Source organism: Brevundimonas halotolerans (assembly GCF_003730275.1).
Classification (GTDB): Bacteria; Pseudomonadota; Alphaproteobacteria; order Caulobacterales; family Caulobacteraceae; genus Brevundimonas; species Brevundimonas halotolerans.
Genome location: NZ_QTTA01000003.1, coordinates 1 through 15,951 on the forward strand (window position 1 = coordinate 1; position 15,951 = coordinate 15,951).

General features: G+C 69.3%; 16 protein-coding genes. 10 read left to right on the forward strand and 6 right to left on the reverse strand.

Annotated elements, in window-relative coordinates:
• The coding region (locus tag EG854_RS00960) for an integrase core domain-containing protein (protein ID WP_164461754.1) at nucleotides 1-132 on the forward strand (132 nt) is incomplete at its 5' end.
• Nucleotide 133: 1 nt separating this feature from the next.
• On the opposite strand, the gene EG854_RS00965 is transcribed toward EG854_RS00960, so the two are convergent.
• Genes EG854_RS00965 through EG854_RS00975 form a run of 3 tightly spaced genes read right to left on the reverse strand, consistent with a single transcriptional unit; the run spans nucleotide 134 to nucleotide 4,224 of the window.
• Entirely contained in the window at nucleotides 134-1,414 is a 1,281-nt protein-coding gene (locus tag EG854_RS00965) for a cystathionine gamma-synthase family protein (protein WP_123285871.1), read from the reverse strand.
• Nucleotides 1,411-2,730 (reverse strand): FAD/NAD(P)-binding protein, encoded by a 1,320-nt coding sequence (locus EG854_RS00970; protein WP_123285872.1) that lies wholly within the window; start codon nucleotides 2,728-2,730, stop codon nucleotides 1,411-1,413. Before EG854_RS00970 ends, EG854_RS00965 begins: the two co-directional genes overlap by 4 nt.
• Nucleotides 2,731-2,775: 45 nt before the next feature.
• The gene (locus tag EG854_RS00975; protein WP_241153068.1) at nucleotides 2,776-4,224 is read right to left on the reverse strand and encodes a phosphomannomutase/phosphoglucomutase; all 1,449 of its coding nucleotides are present in this window, start codon (nucleotides 4,222-4,224) and stop codon (nucleotides 2,776-2,778) included.
• A gap of 141 nt (nucleotides 4,225-4,365) precedes the next feature.
• Between EG854_RS00975 and gpmA the strand changes: the two genes are divergently transcribed.
• Genes gpmA through EG854_RS01005 form a run of 6 tightly spaced genes read left to right on the forward strand, consistent with a single transcriptional unit; the run spans nucleotide 4,366 to nucleotide 10,813 of the window.
• Complete coding sequence (gene gpmA / locus EG854_RS00980; RefSeq protein WP_123285873.1) at nucleotides 4,366-5,091, forward strand: 2,3-diphosphoglycerate-dependent phosphoglycerate mutase; 726 nt, start codon at nucleotides 4,366-4,368, stop codon at nucleotides 5,089-5,091.
• Nucleotides 5,088-5,714, forward strand: a complete 627-nt coding sequence (gene ribD / locus EG854_RS00985; protein ID WP_123285874.1) for a bifunctional diaminohydroxyphosphoribosylaminopyrimidine deaminase/5-amino-6-(5-phosphoribosylamino)uracil reductase RibD — start codon at nucleotides 5,088-5,090, stop codon at nucleotides 5,712-5,714. The genes gpmA and ribD overlap by 4 nt, the downstream gene beginning before the upstream one ends.
• 48 nt (nucleotides 5,715-5,762) lie before the next feature.
• Complete coding sequence (locus EG854_RS00990) at nucleotides 5,763-7,034, forward strand: pentapeptide repeat-containing protein (RefSeq protein WP_123285875.1); 1,272 nt, start codon at nucleotides 5,763-5,765, stop codon at nucleotides 7,032-7,034.
• On the forward strand, nucleotides 7,031-8,260 hold the full coding sequence (locus EG854_RS00995) for a pentapeptide repeat-containing protein (RefSeq protein ID WP_123285876.1): 1,230 nt from the start codon (nucleotides 7,031-7,033) through the stop codon (nucleotides 8,258-8,260). Before EG854_RS00990 ends, EG854_RS00995 begins: the two co-directional genes overlap by 4 nt.
• 49 nt (nucleotides 8,261-8,309) lie before the next feature.
• Nucleotides 8,310-8,969 (forward strand): ribulose-phosphate 3-epimerase, encoded by a 660-nt coding sequence (rpe, locus tag EG854_RS01000; RefSeq protein WP_123285877.1) that lies wholly within the window; start codon nucleotides 8,310-8,312, stop codon nucleotides 8,967-8,969.
• A complete protein-coding gene (locus EG854_RS01005; protein ID WP_123285878.1) occupies nucleotides 8,969-10,813 on the forward strand; it encodes a heparinase II/III family protein in 1,845 nt (614 codons plus the stop codon). The genes rpe and EG854_RS01005 overlap by 1 nt, the downstream gene beginning before the upstream one ends.
• A gap of 13 nt (nucleotides 10,814-10,826) precedes the next feature.
• Here the strand turns inward: EG854_RS01005 and EG854_RS01010 are convergent, their stop codons facing one another.
• Nucleotides 10,827-11,216 carry a hypothetical protein gene (locus EG854_RS01010; RefSeq protein ID WP_123285879.1) on the reverse strand — a complete coding sequence of 130 codons (390 nt, stop codon included), beginning with the start codon at nucleotides 11,214-11,216 and terminating at the stop codon, nucleotides 10,827-10,829.
• Complete coding sequence (locus EG854_RS01015) at nucleotides 11,216-11,560, reverse strand: ElaB/YgaM/YqjD family protein (RefSeq protein WP_123285880.1); 345 nt, start codon at nucleotides 11,558-11,560, stop codon at nucleotides 11,216-11,218. The genes EG854_RS01010 and EG854_RS01015 overlap by 1 nt, the downstream gene beginning before the upstream one ends.
• Nucleotides 11,561-11,718: 158 nt before the next feature.
• Here EG854_RS01015 and EG854_RS01020 point away from each other — a divergent pair, with 158 nt between their 5' ends.
• From EG854_RS01020 to EG854_RS01030, 3 genes are all read left to right on the forward strand, one after another.
• Nucleotides 11,719-12,384, forward strand: a complete 666-nt coding sequence (locus tag EG854_RS01020; protein WP_123285881.1) for a fumarylacetoacetate hydrolase family protein — start codon at nucleotides 11,719-11,721, stop codon at nucleotides 12,382-12,384.
• A 7-nt stretch (nucleotides 12,385-12,391) separates the two neighbouring features.
• Nucleotides 12,392-13,024 carry a maleylacetoacetate isomerase gene (gene maiA / locus EG854_RS01025; RefSeq protein WP_123285882.1) on the forward strand — a complete coding sequence of 211 codons (633 nt, stop codon included), beginning with the start codon at nucleotides 12,392-12,394 and terminating at the stop codon, nucleotides 13,022-13,024.
• Nucleotides 13,025-13,101: 77 nt separating this feature from the next.
• Nucleotides 13,102-14,019 carry an aldo/keto reductase gene (locus EG854_RS01030; protein WP_241153069.1) on the forward strand — a complete coding sequence of 306 codons (918 nt, stop codon included), beginning with the start codon at nucleotides 13,102-13,104 and terminating at the stop codon, nucleotides 14,017-14,019.
• On the opposite strand, the gene EG854_RS01035 is transcribed toward EG854_RS01030, so the two are convergent.
• Nucleotides 14,003-15,844, reverse strand: a complete 1,842-nt coding sequence (locus EG854_RS01035) for a TonB-dependent receptor plug domain-containing protein (RefSeq protein ID WP_241153070.1) — start codon at nucleotides 15,842-15,844, stop codon at nucleotides 14,003-14,005. The genes EG854_RS01030 and EG854_RS01035 overlap by 17 nt on opposite strands.
• Between the last annotated feature and the right edge of the window lie 107 nt (nucleotides 15,845-15,951).

Here is a 15,951-nt window from a genome sequence, read left to right on the forward strand (position 1 = left end):
GGCTCATCGGACGAGCGCGCCGCAGCCATCAAACCCTGGACCGAAAACTACAACCTGCGCCGACCACACTCCGGAATCAAAGGCCTCACCCCTTGGTCAAGGGTGAACAACCTTCTTGGAAACGACAACTAGGTCAGACCGCAGCGAGGGCCTGTTCGAGGTCGACCCAAAGGTCCTCGACGTTTTCGACGCCGACCGACAGGCGGATCAGGTCGTCGCCGATGCCGCAGCGGCCCTTGGCCTCGGTCGAATAGTCGGAATGGGTCATGCTGGACGGATGGGATGCCAGGCTTTCGGAGCCGCCGAGGCTGACGGCCAGCTTGAACAGTCTGAGGGCATTCAGCATGCGGAAGGCCTCGGCCTCGCCGCCCTTCAGCCGGATCGAGAAGGTCGAGCCAGGGCCCTGACACTGGGCCTCGAAGATGGCGCGCTGTTCGCCCGCACCGCCCCCGGCGACCAGCACATCGGTGACCTTTTCATGGGCGCGGAGGCGCTCGGCCAGAATCCGGGCGTTGTCCTGGGACCGCTCCATCCGCAGGTGCAGGGTCTCGAGGCTGCGGCTGAGCAGCCAGGCCGTATGAGGGTCGGTGGCGGTGCCACAGATGGTCCGCATCTCGGCGATCCGGGCCATGACCTCGGCCGAGCCCAGACAGCCGCCGGCGATCAGGTCGGAATGGCCGCCCACATATTTGGTCAGGGAGTAGAGCGACAGATCGGCGCCCAGTTCCAGCGGGCGCTGCCACAGCGGGCCGAGGAAGGTGTTGTCGACGGCGACGATGGGCCGGTCGGCCTGACCGAGACCGTGCACCTCGGCCACGGCGGCGGCGATATCCACCACCTGATTGGTCGGGTTGGACGGGGTTTCCAGATAGACGACGGCGAGACGCCCGCCGCCTTCCGCCGCCTTTGCGGCCGTGTCGCGAATGGCCTGTTTCAGGGCCTCGGTGCCGCCCGTGGCCAGCACCTGGGCGACCTTGACGCCATAGCGGGGCAGGATGCGGTCGAACAGATATTCGGTGCCGCCATAGGCCGGGGCGGCATAGAGGACGGTATCGCCCGGCCGCGTCAGGGCCAGCATGGCCGTGGAGATGGCCGCCATACCGCTGGAGAAGACCAGCGCCCGGTCGGCTCTGTCCCAGACCGCCAGCCGATCCTCAAGGATTTCGAGGTTGGGATTGTTGATGCGCGAATAGATCAGGCCCAGCGCCTCGTCCGGCTCCTTTTCGCGCAGGCCATAGGCGACCTCGAAGAAGCGCTTGCCGTCCTCGGCCGATCTGAAGACGAAGGTCGAGGTCTGGAACAGCGGCGCCTTGATCGCCCCTTCGGACAGGGTGGGATCATAGCCGAAGCCCATCATCAGGGTTTCGGGGGCGAGATCGCGACCGGCGAGGGTGCGGGATTTGTGGTGGCTCATGCAGATACTCCTTGGTCAGTCAACGCCCCGGTCAGGACCTCGATCCGTTGGCGGATATCGGGGACCGCGACGGTTTCCCAGAAGGTGGCGCGGGCGGGGGGGCCCAGAACCATCAGGGTCGGGTCGGGGGTGCCATCAGCCGTCAGCACGCGCCCGCTGTCATCCAGCTCCAGCCCCAGCCGCAGGGGGTCGAGGCGGGCGCGGTCCGTAGAGATCAGCGAACCCGTCAGCGGATCACGGGCCGGATCGTGGCCCGGGCCGGTGCAGTCGATCAGCCAGTCGGCCCCGGTCGTTTGAGTGTCCATCGTCCCCTTGGGGCGATAGCGGAGGGTGACGGTATCGCCACTCGCCGCCACAGTGGTCACGCGACCAGCCACGACGGTCAGACGCCCCGCATCGATCAGGGCCTGCATTTCGGCGGCAATCGCGGGGGCGATGCGGTGGCGGTGCACATCCCAGAAGGGGCGCAGGTGTCGGACGAGGCGGGCGCGGGTGGCGGCGTCCGCCGCGCGCCACAGATCGCTGGTAACCGGGCGCAGCCCCTCCATCAGTGCCCGCCACTGACCCTGCTTCGCCAGCCGCCGGGCCGCAGACAGGCGCGCCGAGGCCGGGCCGTCAGCCAGTTGGGGCGAGACCGGCAGGGGGGCCTCAGGGTGATCATGATGGGCGCGCGGGCCCAGCCCCCGTCGGGACAGGGCGAACAGCGGTCCGCGCCAGCCCCGTGCCTGCAGCCAGACCGCCATATCGACCATGGTCAGGCCGGTGCCGATGATGGCGACGCGGTCGTCGCCGCGGATCCCGTCGAGCGCGCCGGGCGCCCACGGGTCAGCGATGATCCTACGGCTGTCCGCCGACGCTGTGCGGGGCGCGGGATTGCCGGTCGCCAGCATGATGGCCCGACCCGAAACGCGCCGGCCGTCGTCGAGCACGACCGTCGTGCCCTCGATCGCCCCGGCCCGGCCTTGCACCCGGGTGATCCAGCCGGGATGGGACGCTTCGACCGCCCTCAGTCGGTCCTGGACGTAGAGGCCATACAGGCGGCGGGGCGCGAAGCCTTCCGGGTCGGCGTGGTCAGGGTGGTTACGGCCCAGCCAGTCGACGAAATCGTCCGGGCGCCCCTCAATCGCGCTCATCCGGTTCGAGCGTACATTCAGCAGATGGCCGTCGAAGGGCGTGGAATAGGCAACGCCAAGGCCGAAGTCCCCGCCCGCATCAATCAGGGCCGAGGTCACACCCCGCTCCGCCAGACGCGCGGCCGCCATGGCGCCGGAAAATCCGCCGCCGACGATGACGATCTGGTCGCTTGAGCTGGTCACCCGTCCTCCCGGTCGAGGGCCTAATGGACCGCTGCGCGGGTGCGGTCAAACTTCCTGATTCCAGGCGCCGACTTCGGGATGAGCGGCCAGACGCGGCTTGACCTCCTCATGGAAAAGCGCCCGCATGTCGGCCTCTGACGTCAGGCTTTCGACCACCATCACCAGTTCCGGCTTGTTGGACGAGGCGCGGACCAGCAGCCAGCCGCCGTCCTCCAGCTCGACGCGGATGCCATTGACGGTCACCAGATCGCGAATGCGGCAGCCCAGCACAGTTCCGCCCGCCTCGGCGAGCGCGCGATAGGCCTCGCTGACCCGCTCAACGACCGCATATTTCTCCGTGTCCGGACAGTGGGCGCTCATGGTCAGGGAGGTGAAGGCGGGCGGCAGGTCGGATTCGAGCTCGGACAAACGACGCCCGCCCGCCCGGTCGAGCAGGCGCAGAATTTCGCGTGCGAACACAAGGGCGTCGTCATAGCCCCGGCCCAGCGGCGGGGCGAAGAAGACATGGCCGGACTTTTCAAAGCCGACCAGCGCGCCTTCAGCCGCGACCGCCCGCTTCATATGGCTGTGGCCGGTCATGCCATAGACGACGCGCGCGCCTGCGGCCGCCAGCACGGGGTCGGTTCGGTAGAGGCCGGTCGACTTCACATCGACGACAAAGGTCGCGCCGGGATGATCGGCGACCAGATCGCGCGCCAGCATCAGCCCCATGCGGTCGGCGAAGATTTCGTGCCCCCGGTCATCGACCACGCCGCACCGGTCGCCGTCGCCGTCGAACCCCAGCGCCAGGTCGGCGCCCGTCTCGCGCACCCGTTCGGCCATGGCGTCGAGCATGACGCGGTCTTCCGGATTCGGATTATAGCGCGGGAAGGTCCAGTCGAGGTCGGTATCCATTTCGATCACCTCGGCCCCCATCCGGCGGAGGGCCTCGGGCACAAAGGCCCCCGCCGTGCCATTACCGCAGGCAGCGACCACCCGGATGGGCCGCGACAGTGTCGGCCCGGACGCGACCTCGGCCTGATAGCGGTCGGCAAAGTCCTGTACGGTGACGACGTGCCCGCCCGGGCGCTCGATCCGTCCACCCTCGAGCGCCAGCGTCTTGAGCCGCGCCATTTCCTCCGGGCCGAAGGTGAAGGGCGGGTGGGCGCCCATCTTGACCCCGGTCCAGCCGTTTTCGTTGTGACTGGCGGTGACCATGGCGACGGCGGGCACGCCCAGCGCCTCGCGGGCGAAATAGGCGATGGGGGTCAGGGTGAGGCCGATGTCGTGGACCTCGGCCCCGCCCGTGACCAGACCCCGGATCAGGGCGGCCTTCACGTCTTCGGAATAGCTGCGGTAGTCGTGGCCGGTGACGAGGCGCGGACTGTCCAGCTCGTGCAAAAGCGTGGCCAGCGCCAGCCCCAGCGTTTCGACGCCCTGAAGGTCGAGATCGGAGCCCAGAACCCAGCGGGCATCATATTCGCGAAAGCCGGTCGGGGCGATCAGGCCGGGCATCAGACACCTCATGGGGGCAAGCAACAGCGGAGGCCTATAGGGGGAAAGCGACGCCCCGATCAAATGGTGCGCGCGCCCGGCCCGGCTTGACCCCTGCCCGGGGGCAGCCTAGGCGAAAACCCTCGTCATCCGGAGATCTGCATGCCCCGCCTCGTCCTTCTGCGTCACGGCCAGAGCCAGTGGAACCTCGAGAACCGCTTCACCGGCTGGGTCAATGTCGACCTGACCGACCAGGGCGAGGCCGAGGCCAGAAAGGGCGGAACGCTGATTGCTGAGGCCGGTTTCACCCCCGCCGTCATGTTCACCTCGGTGCTGAAGCGGGCCCTGAGGACCGGCGATCTGGCGCTGTCGGCGGCGGGGCTGAAGGATGTGCCGATCGTGCGGGACTGGCACCTGAACGAGCGTCATTATGGCGGGCTGACCGGCCTTAACAAGGCCGAGACGGCGGAGCGGCACGGCGAGGATCAGGTCCGCATCTGGCGCCGCAGCTATGACGTCCCGCCCCCGCCGATGCAGGACGACCACCCGCACAGCTTTGCCGGGGATCCGCTGTACGAAGGCCAGACCATCCCGGATACCGAGAGCCTGAAGACCACCCTGGATCGGGTGCTGCCCTATTGGGATGCCGAGATCGCGCCGCGCCTGAAAGCGGGCGAGGATGTGCTGATCGTCGCCCACGGCAATTCGCTGCGGGCCATTGTCAAACATCTGTTCGCCGTGCCGGATGACCGGATCGTCGGGGTCGAGATTCCGACCGGCAATCCGCTGGAGATCGACCTGGACGGCGATCTGGTGCCGACCGACGCCCGCTATCTGGATACGGGACGCGCCGCAGACCTTCCGCCGCTGCCGGAGAAACAGGCGTGAGCGCGCCTGACGACGCCCGCCATATGGCCCGCGCCATAGAACTGGCGCAGGCGCGGATGGGCGAGACCTGGCCCAATCCGGCGGTCGGCTGTGTGCTGGTGAACGAGGGCGAGGTGGTCGCCGAGGCCGCCACGGCCCAGGGCGGCAGGCCCCACGCCGAGGAACAGGCGGTTCCCGCCGCCGGCGACAAGGCGAAAGGCGCGACCGCCTATGTGACGCTGGAGCCCTGCGGCGCGCGGTCTTCGGGCCGCAAGTCGTGCGCCCACTTCCTGGCCGAGGCCGGGGTGGCGCGGGTGGTGATCGCCGCGCTGGACCCCTCACCCTTTGCCTCGGGCCGGGGCACGGAGCGGCTGCGTCAGGCGGGCCTTGAGGTCGAGACCGGCCTGATGGCCGATGAGGCGCTGGCGCTGTGCGAAGGGTTTCTGCACCGGCTGGAGACCGGCCGTCCGCTGGTGCGGATCAGCGAGACGGGGGACGGCTTTGATGCCCGCTTCACCGCCTCGCCGCGCGCCGATCTGGTCGGCGAGCTGAGCCGGCTGGGCGAGGCCGGCTATACCCGGGTGTGGGTGTCGGCCGGGGAGCTGGCCGACAGTCTGAAGGAGCAGGGCCTGCTGAAGGTCTGAGACCCGAAAGCAAACCTTCCTTAAGCGTAATCGTGTCAGCATGCGGCCATGGCCCAGGCTGCTGAACCTGTCGCACGGCGACGCATGACCCAGAGCGAGGTGGACGCGATCTGCGCCCGCCACGATCGCCTGTGGCAGGCCCGGCCCGGCGGGGCACGGGCGGTGTTCGCCTGGATGGACCTGAGCGGGCTGGATCTGAAGGGTCGCAATCTGGCCGATGCCGATTTTTCCGCCGCCGACCTTACCGGCTGTGACCTGTCGGGGGCGCGGCTGGACAACGCCACCTTCTTTGGCGCGGACATGCAGGATGTCATACTTGCCGAGGCGTCGATGCGGCGCTCGGATCTGCGCGGGGCCTGCCTGCGCGGGGCCGATCTGACGGGGGCCGATCTGTTCGAGGCGGACTTGCGCGAAGGCACCATCGCCGCCGCCGATGCCCGGATGGGCTTTCGCGTGATCGAGGCCCGGGCCCGCCATGAGACCCAGGCCAATGGCGCCTGTCTGGCCGGGGCCAATCTGGAGCGCTCGCGGTTGACGGGGGTGGTGGCCGTGGCCGCAGACTTTACCGATGCGGTGATGAAGGACTGTAAACTGGTGCGGGCCAATCTGAAGCAGGCCAGCTTCAGGGGCGCCGATCTGGCCGGAGCGGATCTGTCGGGCGCGGACCTGTCCGGGGCTGATCTGCGCGACGCCGTGCTGGTCGGCGTAAACCGTCAGTCGTGGCGAACGGACGGCGCCCGCATGGAAGGCAGCCTGACGGACGACCGGTCCTCGGGCGATCCGGTGTCGCGCCTGCCGGCCGCCGACATGCTGCGCGACCATGCCCTGTGGTGCGAGACCGACGGCCGGGAGGGTAAGCCTTCCGTCTTCGACAGCGTCGACCTGCGCTCGCTGAAGTCGATCCGGGGCCTGAATCTGACGGCCCTGTCGGCCCGGGGGGCGATCTTCTACGGTCTCGATATGGAGGGGGTGCAGATGCAGGGCGCCCATCTGGAGCGGGCTGACCTGCGGGCCTGTAACCTCCGGGGAGCCGACCTGCGCGGGGCGCGATTGGCTGGAGCGCGGCTGAACGGCGCCGACCTGCGGCAGGCCCAGCTGGGGCCGCTGCTGTTGTCCGCCGACCGTATCCTGCCCGCCGATCTGACCGGCGCCATCCTGCGCGGGGCGGACCTTTCTGGCGCGGACCTGCGAAACGGGCGACTGGCCGGAGCCGACCTCAGCCGGGCGCGTCTGCATGGATGCCAGATGCGACTGACCGATCTGTCCGAGGCCGTCCTGACCGGGGCGCTGGGCCTGAATTCTGAAGGAATGCCTGCATGAGTTTCACGCGCCGCGCCCTCGGACAAGGTGATGTGGACATGCTGGTCATGGCGCATGAGCGCTTCGTCGAAGGCCGCGCAGGCGGGCGGCGCCTGTCGCTGAAATTCATGGCGCTGGACGGGCTGAATCTTGCGGGACGCAATCTGGAGGAAGCCGATTTCACCGGCTGTTCGCTGCGGGGCACGCGGCTGTCGGGCGCGCGGCTGAACCGTGCTGTCCTGTTCTGCTGCGACATGCGCGAAGCCGATCTGAGCAGCGCCCAGCTGGTGAAGGCCGATCTGCGCGGAGCGTGCCTGCGGGGGGCGGATCTGGCGCGCGCCGACCTGACCCAGGCGGATTTCCGCGAAGGCGTGATCGCCGTACCCCACGCGACCAAGGGCCTGTCTTCGGTCAAGCACGAGACCCATCAGGGCAATGCCGATGGCGCCTCCTTCACCGGCGCCACGCTGAACGGGGCGACGCTGGAGGGATTCAGCGCCTTCAAGGTCGATTTCACCGACTGCGCCATGAAGGACACCCGCCTGACGCGCGCCAACCTCAAGGACGCCGATCTGTCGGGAGCCCTGATGGAAGGAGCCGACGTCGGGGGAGCCAATCTGTCGGGCGCCCGCATGATCGGCGCGATCCTGACCCATGTGGCCTTCGATACGGCGCGCACGGAACGGACCGACATGACCGGCTGTCTGCGCGAACCGACGCTGGAGGCGATCACCGAGGCCGACGCCTTGCTCGAACAGGCGCTGGACGCCAATGCCTGGGCCGAGAGCGGCGGAGTCCTGGGCGCTCCGGCCAATTTCGAGGGCAAGGATCTTCGTCCGCTGGGCGCCCGGCTGAAGGGGTTGAAACTGCCCGCCCTCAATGCCAAGGGGGCCTGTATGGTCGGAATGGACCTGTCCGGCGTGCCGCTTCAGGGGGCCAATCTGGAAGGGGCGGACCTGCGGGGCTGTAATCTCAGGGGTGTCGACCTGCGCGGGGCCCGGATGATGCGCGCGATCCTCAGCCATGCAGATCTGGACGGCGCCATCCTGGCCGCCCTGCCGCTGGGCGGGGGACGGTCGATGCCGACCAATCTGTCGGATGCCGGCCTGCGGTACGCGCGCCTGGTCGCCACCGACTTTACCGGGGCCGTGATGGACCGGGCCGACCTGACCGGGGCCCGGATGGACGAAGCCGTGCTGAGCGACGCCCAGCGCGCCAGCCTGACGATCCGCCGCGCCGCCGCCTGAGGCCTTCGGGGGTCTTGCTCCCACGCAGGGGTCGGCCTATCCCGGGGCCATGAGCGCACCCCTGATCTGTCCGTCCATTCTGGCCTCTGACTTTGCCCGGCTGGGCGAGGAGGTCGCCGCCCTTGAGTCCGCCGGTGCCGACTGGGTCCATGTCGATGTCATGGACGGCCATTTCGTCCCCAATCTGACCATCGGCCCGGATGTGGTGAAGGCGCTGCGCCCGCACACGCGCTTGCCGTTCGATGTGCACCTGATGGTAGCCCCTGTTGATCCGTGGCTGGAGGCCTATCGCAACGCCGGGGCCGATGTGTTGAGCGTGCATCCGGAATCCGGGCCGCACCTGCACCGGACGCTGGGCCGGATCCGGGAACTGGGCGCCCGGGCGGGGGTGGTGCTGAACCCGGGCACCTCTGTCGGGATCCTCGACGAGGTCATCGATCTGGTCGATCTGGTGCTGATCATGTCGGTGAACCCAGGCTTTGGCGGTCAGAAATTCATCCCGGCCTCGCTCGACAAGATCGCGCGGGTCCGCCAGCGGCTGGATGCCGCGGGCTCGAAGGCCACCCTGCAGGTCGATGGCGGGGTGACGGCGGACAATGCCGCAGACTGTGTTGCGGCAGGGGCGGATGCGCTGGTGGCGGGCACGGCCGTATTCCGCGGAGGGCCGTCCACCTATGCCGATAATATCGCGGCGCTGAAGGGTCACTGATGGCGGGGATCGGCCCGTTCGCCAAGCCCGAGGCCTCGGTTCCCGAGGGCCAGATTCCAGGGCTGCGCGGGGCACCGCCCCGCACGCCGGTCAGGCCGTCAGGCGCGCGTCCCGGGGTCGGCATCTGGCCGCTGGTGATCGGTCGCCTGATGACGCGCCAGATCTGGATCGAGCTGTATGGCCTTCCCGGTTATGGCCAGACCCTGAAAGGTCGGCCCTGGGGGCTGAAGCCCTCGGCCTTTGCCGCCACGCCCCGAGATTTTCGCCCGCTTGAGACCCCCGGCGCCGGCAAACCCATCCTGCAGGGGCGCTTTACCCTGGCCGGGATCAGTCTGGATGTACCCGCCCCGCAGGACCCGTGGGACCGGGCCAGCCCGTCGCGCGGCTTTGCCGAGGCGCTGCACAGTTTCGACTGGCTGCCTGCCCTGATGCACGAGGGCGAGGCCGGGGCGCGGGAAGCTCTGCGGCTGACGCTGGCCTGGGGACGGGTGTTTCACCGCTGGGCCCCCTTTGCCTGGGACCCCGACCGGATGGCCCGGCGACTGCTGCATCTGGCCCCGGCGCTTCGCCGCATGGGGGCCGTGGCCGATGATGTGGGGCGGGGTCAGCTGGCTGCTCTGGTCGCGCGGCAAGCCCGTCAGCTGTTGCGCCCACCGGGACCGGCCAGCGGGGCGGCGACCCGGACCGTGGCCGTGGCGGTCACCGGATGTGCGCTCGCAGGTATGTCCGGCGCGCGCCTGCGTCGGCGCGCCCTGAAACGGCTGCCGCGCGCCCTGTCGCGGACGCTGAGGCCCGACGGCGCCCATATGTCGCGCAGCCCTGAAGCGGGGCTGGAGCTGCTGTTCGATCTGCTGATGCTGAAGGACGGGCTGACGCAGTTGTCCGAACCGGTGTCGGAGGCTGTCGAGACCGCCCTTCAGAAACTGGCGCTCGCGACCCAGGCGCTGGTGATGCCCGACGGTCGCCTGCCGGGGGTTCATGGCGGCGGGGTCTCGACCCCGGCACGTGTGGCGGCGGCCCTCTCGGCGGCCGGAATTGCGCCGACCACCGACACGGCTTCGACGCCGTCCCAGCCCCCGGTCGGGGGTCTGGCCCGGATGCGCAGCCCGCTGCTGAATCTGGTGATCGACGTCGAGGCACCGCCGCGCGGGCCATGGACCGAGGCGGCCTGCGCCCAGCCGCTGGCACTGGAAATCGTCTGCGGGCGCGACCGGCTGATCACCGGCTGTGGCTGGACCCCCCGGGCGTTCGAGCGTCAGGGGCTGAGGCTGACACCGGGCCATTCGACCCTGACGCTCAGCGAGACCTCGCTGGGTGAGCCGCTGGGCGGATGGCAGGCCGAGCTTCTTGGGCCGCGGCTGCTGACCCGCCCCTATGCGGTGCGGCACGACGAGCGACAGGGCGACGGCGCCCTGTGGCTGGAGGCCCAGCATGACGGCTGGGCGCCGCTGACGGGTCTGGCCCACCAGCGGCGTCTGTACCTCGATCAACGGCTGGATGAGTTGCGTGCCGAGGAACGGCTGTTCCCGGCTGACCAGGCCCCCAGTCCGCCGCCGGTCCTGGCCGCCCCCTATGCCGTGCGGTTCCAGCTGGAGCCGGGCGTCCAGGCGTCGCTGGCCCGCGACCGTCGCTCGATCCTGCTGAGAGGGCATTCCGGACGGGGATGGTGGTTCCGCACCGATGGGCCCGATGTCGCCATCGAGCCCTCGGTTCACAGCGTCGAGGGTCAGACCCGGCGCGCCCTGCAGATCGTTGTCCGGGGATCGGCCCGCACGGACGCAGAAACGCGCATCCGCTGGAAATTGAATCCCGCGGGCGCGTCAGGCGATCCGGTAGTGGAATAGGGCCGCCGTCGCGTCAGCGATGACGGCTCTTTTCGGTGAAGGCTGCTGCCACCATGGTGGCCAGCGCCGGGTTCCGGAGGAAGATGAACCCGCCCGCCAGGGCCGCGACCGAGGCCAGGATCGGCCGGTTTCGAAACAGCAGGAAGGCCCGGCCGGCAAGACCGTCGCTCAGGCTGGACTCGTCTTCTTCCTCGTCGCCCTCGGCCTTTTTGAGGAAGACCATGACCACAGCCACCGCCGCCAGGGCGAACAGCAGGAACGTCACGGCCGCTGCCGCCATGGGCACGATCACGACGGACAGGGCAAAGAAGACCACCGCCCCGAGACAGAGCACGGCAACGAATGCGGCCCCGGCCGCCACCGCAATGGCGACGGCCTTTTTGACGAGTCCGCGTCCCAGCATCAGTGGCGACGACCGGCGATCAGCATGCCGATCACGACGCCAATGCCGAGGGCGATGCCGGTCGACTGCATCGGGCGCTCCTGCACCCGTTCGACCAGATAGCGCTGGGCTTCGTCGAAGCGCTCGGCGGCATCGTCATAATATTCACGACCGCGTACGCGGGCCTGCTCATAATAGGCTTCGGCCTGACCGCGGACTTCATCGGCCTTGTTGCGCAGACGGGCCTCGGCGGCCTCGGCGCGGGCGCGCAGGCGTTCGCCCTCTTCGCGAGCCCCCACCTTGATGTCTTCCTTGAGGGTTTTCAGGTCGTTCTTGATGTCTTCGCGGGCCTTTGTGGTGGCCATGGTGACGCTCCCGGTCTGTAAGCTTGACGATAGTATGAGATATAGGGAGGCAACGCCACCGACGCCAGCGGGTTCCCGCATTGCAGCATGAATCGGGCTCGAGCGCCCGGCGTTTGTTGCCGTTGCGGCCGCCTCGGTCAGGGCCTAATCGTCGCTGCATGACCCAGTGGCTGATCCCCCCGCCCGAGACCCCGTCCCTGCCCGTCACGGGGGGCGACCAGCGCTATGCCGTCCGACGCATTCTGTGTGTGGGCCAGAACTATGCCGATCATGCTCGCGAGATGGGGGCCGATCCGGACCGGCCGGCGCCGTTCTTTTTCTCCAAGCCGGCCATGGCGCTGGTGACCGACGGGGGCCATCCGGCCTTTCCCTCGATGACCGAAAATCTGCATCATGAGGTCGAACTGGTGCTGGCGCTGGGCAAGGATGCGGACATCATTGGCTGGGCGGTCGGGTGTGACCTGACCCGCCGCGACCTGCAGGCCGAGGCCAAGGCGAAGGGCCGCCCCTGGGATGCCGCCAAGGGGTTCGACCAGTCGGCGCCGTGTGGCGCCCTGACGCTTGGGTCCGGGCCGGACGCGTCGTCGGCCATCCGCCTGTCGGTGAATGGCGAGGTCCGTCAGGCGGCGCGTCTATCGGACATGATCTGGGCCCCGCATGAGATTGTCGCGCAGGCCGCGCGGCTGTGGGACCTCGGCCCGGGCGACCTGATCTTTACCGGCACGCCGGCGGGAGTGGGCCCGGTTCAGACCGGCGACCGCATCGAGGCTGTGATAGAAGGCCTTGCGCCCCTGTCCTTCACCATGGGACCGCCCCGGACCTGAGGTTTTCATGATCCTGCACGGCTATTTCCGTTCCGGCACAAGTTACCGGACCCGTATTGCCCTCAATCTCAAGGGGCTGAGCTATGAGACGCATGGCATCGACCTGCGGACCGGGGCGCAGACGTCCGACGCCTATCGGGCGTTGAACCTGCAGGGGATGGTCCCCGCGCTGGAGACGGCCGAGGGGGTGCTGGTGCAGAGCCCGGCGATTCTGGAGTGGCTGGAAGAGCGCTATCCCCGGCCGCCCCTGCTGCCCGAGACAGCCATGGACCGGGCGACCGTGAGGGCCATGGCGGCCGTGATCGGCTGCGACATCCACCCGCTCAACAATCTCAGGGTGTTGAAGGCTCTGCGCAGTCAGTTCGAAGCCGATCAGGCCGCCGTCGACAGCTGGGCCGAACGCTGGATCACGCCCGGCTTCGAGGCGCTGGAGGCCCTGGTCGCCCGCCACGGGCGGGGCTGGAGCTTTGGCGAGGCGCCGGGTCTGGTCGACTGCTATCTGATCCCGCAGATCTATTCCGCGCGGCGGTTCAGTGTGCCGCTGGAGGCCTTTCCCCGGCTTCTGGCGATCGAGGCTGCGGCGGCCGATCACCCCGCTTTCATCGCCGCCCACCCGGACCGGCAGCCCGACGCGGACTGACCACAAAACGGCGTGCGGTAAGGTTCTGGCAAACTCTCGGTGAGGCGCCCTTAAACATTCGGCGTCAGGATCGTCGGGTGAGTTCAGAGATTTCCGCCCCTCCCGCCGCCCAGCTGGCGCTCGCCGTGGTCCCCGCCGCCCCGCGCGAGGCTGCAGGTGGCGCGTTGTCGCGCGAGTCCGGTCTGGCCCAGCTGCTGCAGACCGCCGCCGACGGGGGCATTCGCCGCATCCTGACCCGGCCCGAGGGCGATGACGAGCGCACCCTGTGCCAGGCCTGGCCCTTCCCCTCCCCGTTTCAGGTGTCGGTGACAACGCTGGACGCGGGCGAAGGCCCCGACCGGATCGAGGCCCGGGCCCGTCGCTCGCTGGAACGTCTGGGTCTGCCGCGCGGCGATGTGCTGCTGGTCCGCGATGTGCGTGATCTGGCCGGAGCCGAAGGTCGCGCCCTGTGGGAGCGACTGGTCGCCCTGAAGGACCGCGGCCTGTTCCGGCGCATCGGTATTCGCACCCGGCTGGAGGACAGTCCGGTGCTGGTGGCACGGCGCTTTCAGCCCGACCTGATCCAGCTGCCGCTCAATATTCTGGACCAGCGCGCGCGTCGCGACGGGGTGCTGGCGGCCTTGGCCGAACAGGGGGTGGCGGTGCAGCTGGCCTCGGTGCTGGCCAATGGCCTGCTGTTCGCCGGATCCGACGAAATGATTGGGGCCTCAGCCGCCGACGTTGTGCTGCTGTCGCGCCTGCGGCGGCGTCTGGCCGAAGCGCGCCTCGACCCCATGCAGGCGGCGCTGGCCTATGCGGCCGACAGCCTGACCGGCATGGCCGAGGGCTCAAGCCTGCTGGCCTGTGTGACATCAGCCGCCGAGACCCGCGCCCTGCTGGCCGCCGTCAATGCGGCCCGGCCCGCGCTGGACTGGACCGTGTTTGACCAGGGCGGACGGCTGGCGGCGACCGGTGATACGGCCGCCGCCTTTTCCGGCGTCAGTAGCGCAGCCTGACCCCGAGGGCGAAAGTCCGCCCCGGCTCGCCATAGCCCCGCAACGACTCCCAGCGCGCGTCCGACAGATTGTCGACCCGGGCGGTCAGTTCGACCTGATCGGTCAGGGCGTAGCCGAGGTGGAGATCGGCGGTGACAAAGCCCTCGCGCGTGCCGCCTGAGTCCGGCATGTCGCCCTCGGCCCGGACGGTCAGACGGCCGCTCAACCGCGCGCCGCTGTAGCCCAGACCCACCGTGCCCGCGTGTTCCGGCACCCGCAGCAGCGGCTCCCCATCGCTCTCGTCGCGGGCATCGGTCCAGCCATAGGTCAGGCTGAGATCGAACCCTGCCCCCAGCACGACCCGGCCCTCCAGCTCGATGCCGTCGGTGCGGGTGCGGTCCAGATTGATATAGACGCTGTCGAAGGTGACGGGATCGAAGCGGTAGATGATCTGGTCCTCGATGGTCAGGCGATAAACTGTCAGTCGCCCGGCGATGCCGCCGCCCGGGCTCTGCCAGCCCAGCGCCAGCTCGGCCCCCTCGGCGTGTTCAGGCCTGAGCGTGGGGAACGGGTCGGCCGAAAAGCAGAAGTCACAGACCGACTGGCTGACCGTCGGGGCCTTGAACCCCGTGCCGAAGGCGCCGGACAGGCCGAAGCCTGCGCCCAGATCGGCATGGGCGGTCAGCCGGCCCGTGGTCGCGGCGCCGAAATCATCGGTGTCGTCATGACGCAGCGCCGCACCGATCGTGACGCGCGACGTCAGCGGAAACAGCACGGTGCCATAGATCGAGCTGGTGCCCAGATCGTCGGACAGGCCGCTGTCGAGCTCGGCGGACTCGGTGCGACGTTCGAGGCCCGCAGCCCAGGTCACGCGGCCCTCGCCTCCCGTGCCGTCCATGTCCCAGCGCCAGACCTGACGGTCGGCGTCGAACCGGTTGGCATAGGCCGAGCGGGTCTCGCGCTCGGTATCCGATGCGGCCAGCATCAGCCGGTGGCGCACCCGGCCGGTCCGGACCGACAGCCGTCCGTGGCCCGACCAGCCCTCGCTTTTCGACACATCGTCGGTGTCACCCAGCACAAAGGCGGGGGCGGGATAGCCGTCGATCTCGACCCGGCTTTGCGTCCAGCGCAGGCCGCCGTCCAGCTCGACCCCGGCGCGCGGCGTGATCCGGCCCTTGAGGCCCGCCGTCAGGGTCTGAAAGCCATCGTCCTCGGTGCCGCTGGCGGCGGCCGAGACCCCGTCGGTGCGAAAGCCGGAGACGCTGAGCCCCAGCGCGCCCCGCGCTCCGGCCCGGCCGATGGACAGCGCGCCGCGTTGGGTATTCAGGGAGCCCGCCTCGAGATCGGCGCGGACGCCGCTGAACTCACGCGTGGTCAGGGCGACCACCCCGCCGATGGCGTCCGAGCCCCACAGCGAGGACTGCGGGCCTGACAGGACCTCCATCTGCGCAATGTCGGACAGGCTGAGGCTGGAAAAGTCATAGGCGCCATTGATCTCGGCCGGATCATTGACCGGCACGCCATCGATCAGCACCAGGGTCTTGCCCGGGCTGGCCCCGCGCAGACGCAGCTGGGTCAGGCCGCCGAACGGTCCGGTGCGGGCCAGCGCCGCGCCCGGCACTTCCGCCAGCAGGTCGGCGGCGAAGATCGCGCCGCGAGCCTCGATATCGGCCTCGGTGAAGACCCGGGCGCCGGGGGTCTCGCCCTCCGGCTGGGGCAGGCGGGTGGCGGTGACGATCACCTCCTCCAGCCGGACCGGATCGCCGGGATCGCCGGGATCGGGATCATGGGCAAGGGCGGGCGTGCTCGCGCACAAGCACAGCACCGCAAGCGATGCCGTGGTCATCAAATGTCTCATCAGACAGTCTCCGTCAGCCCGGCGGCAGCGCGCGACGGGCGGTTCAGGATGCGACCGATCCCGACCCTCCGAGAGGAGGGGCCGGCGCTGGGATC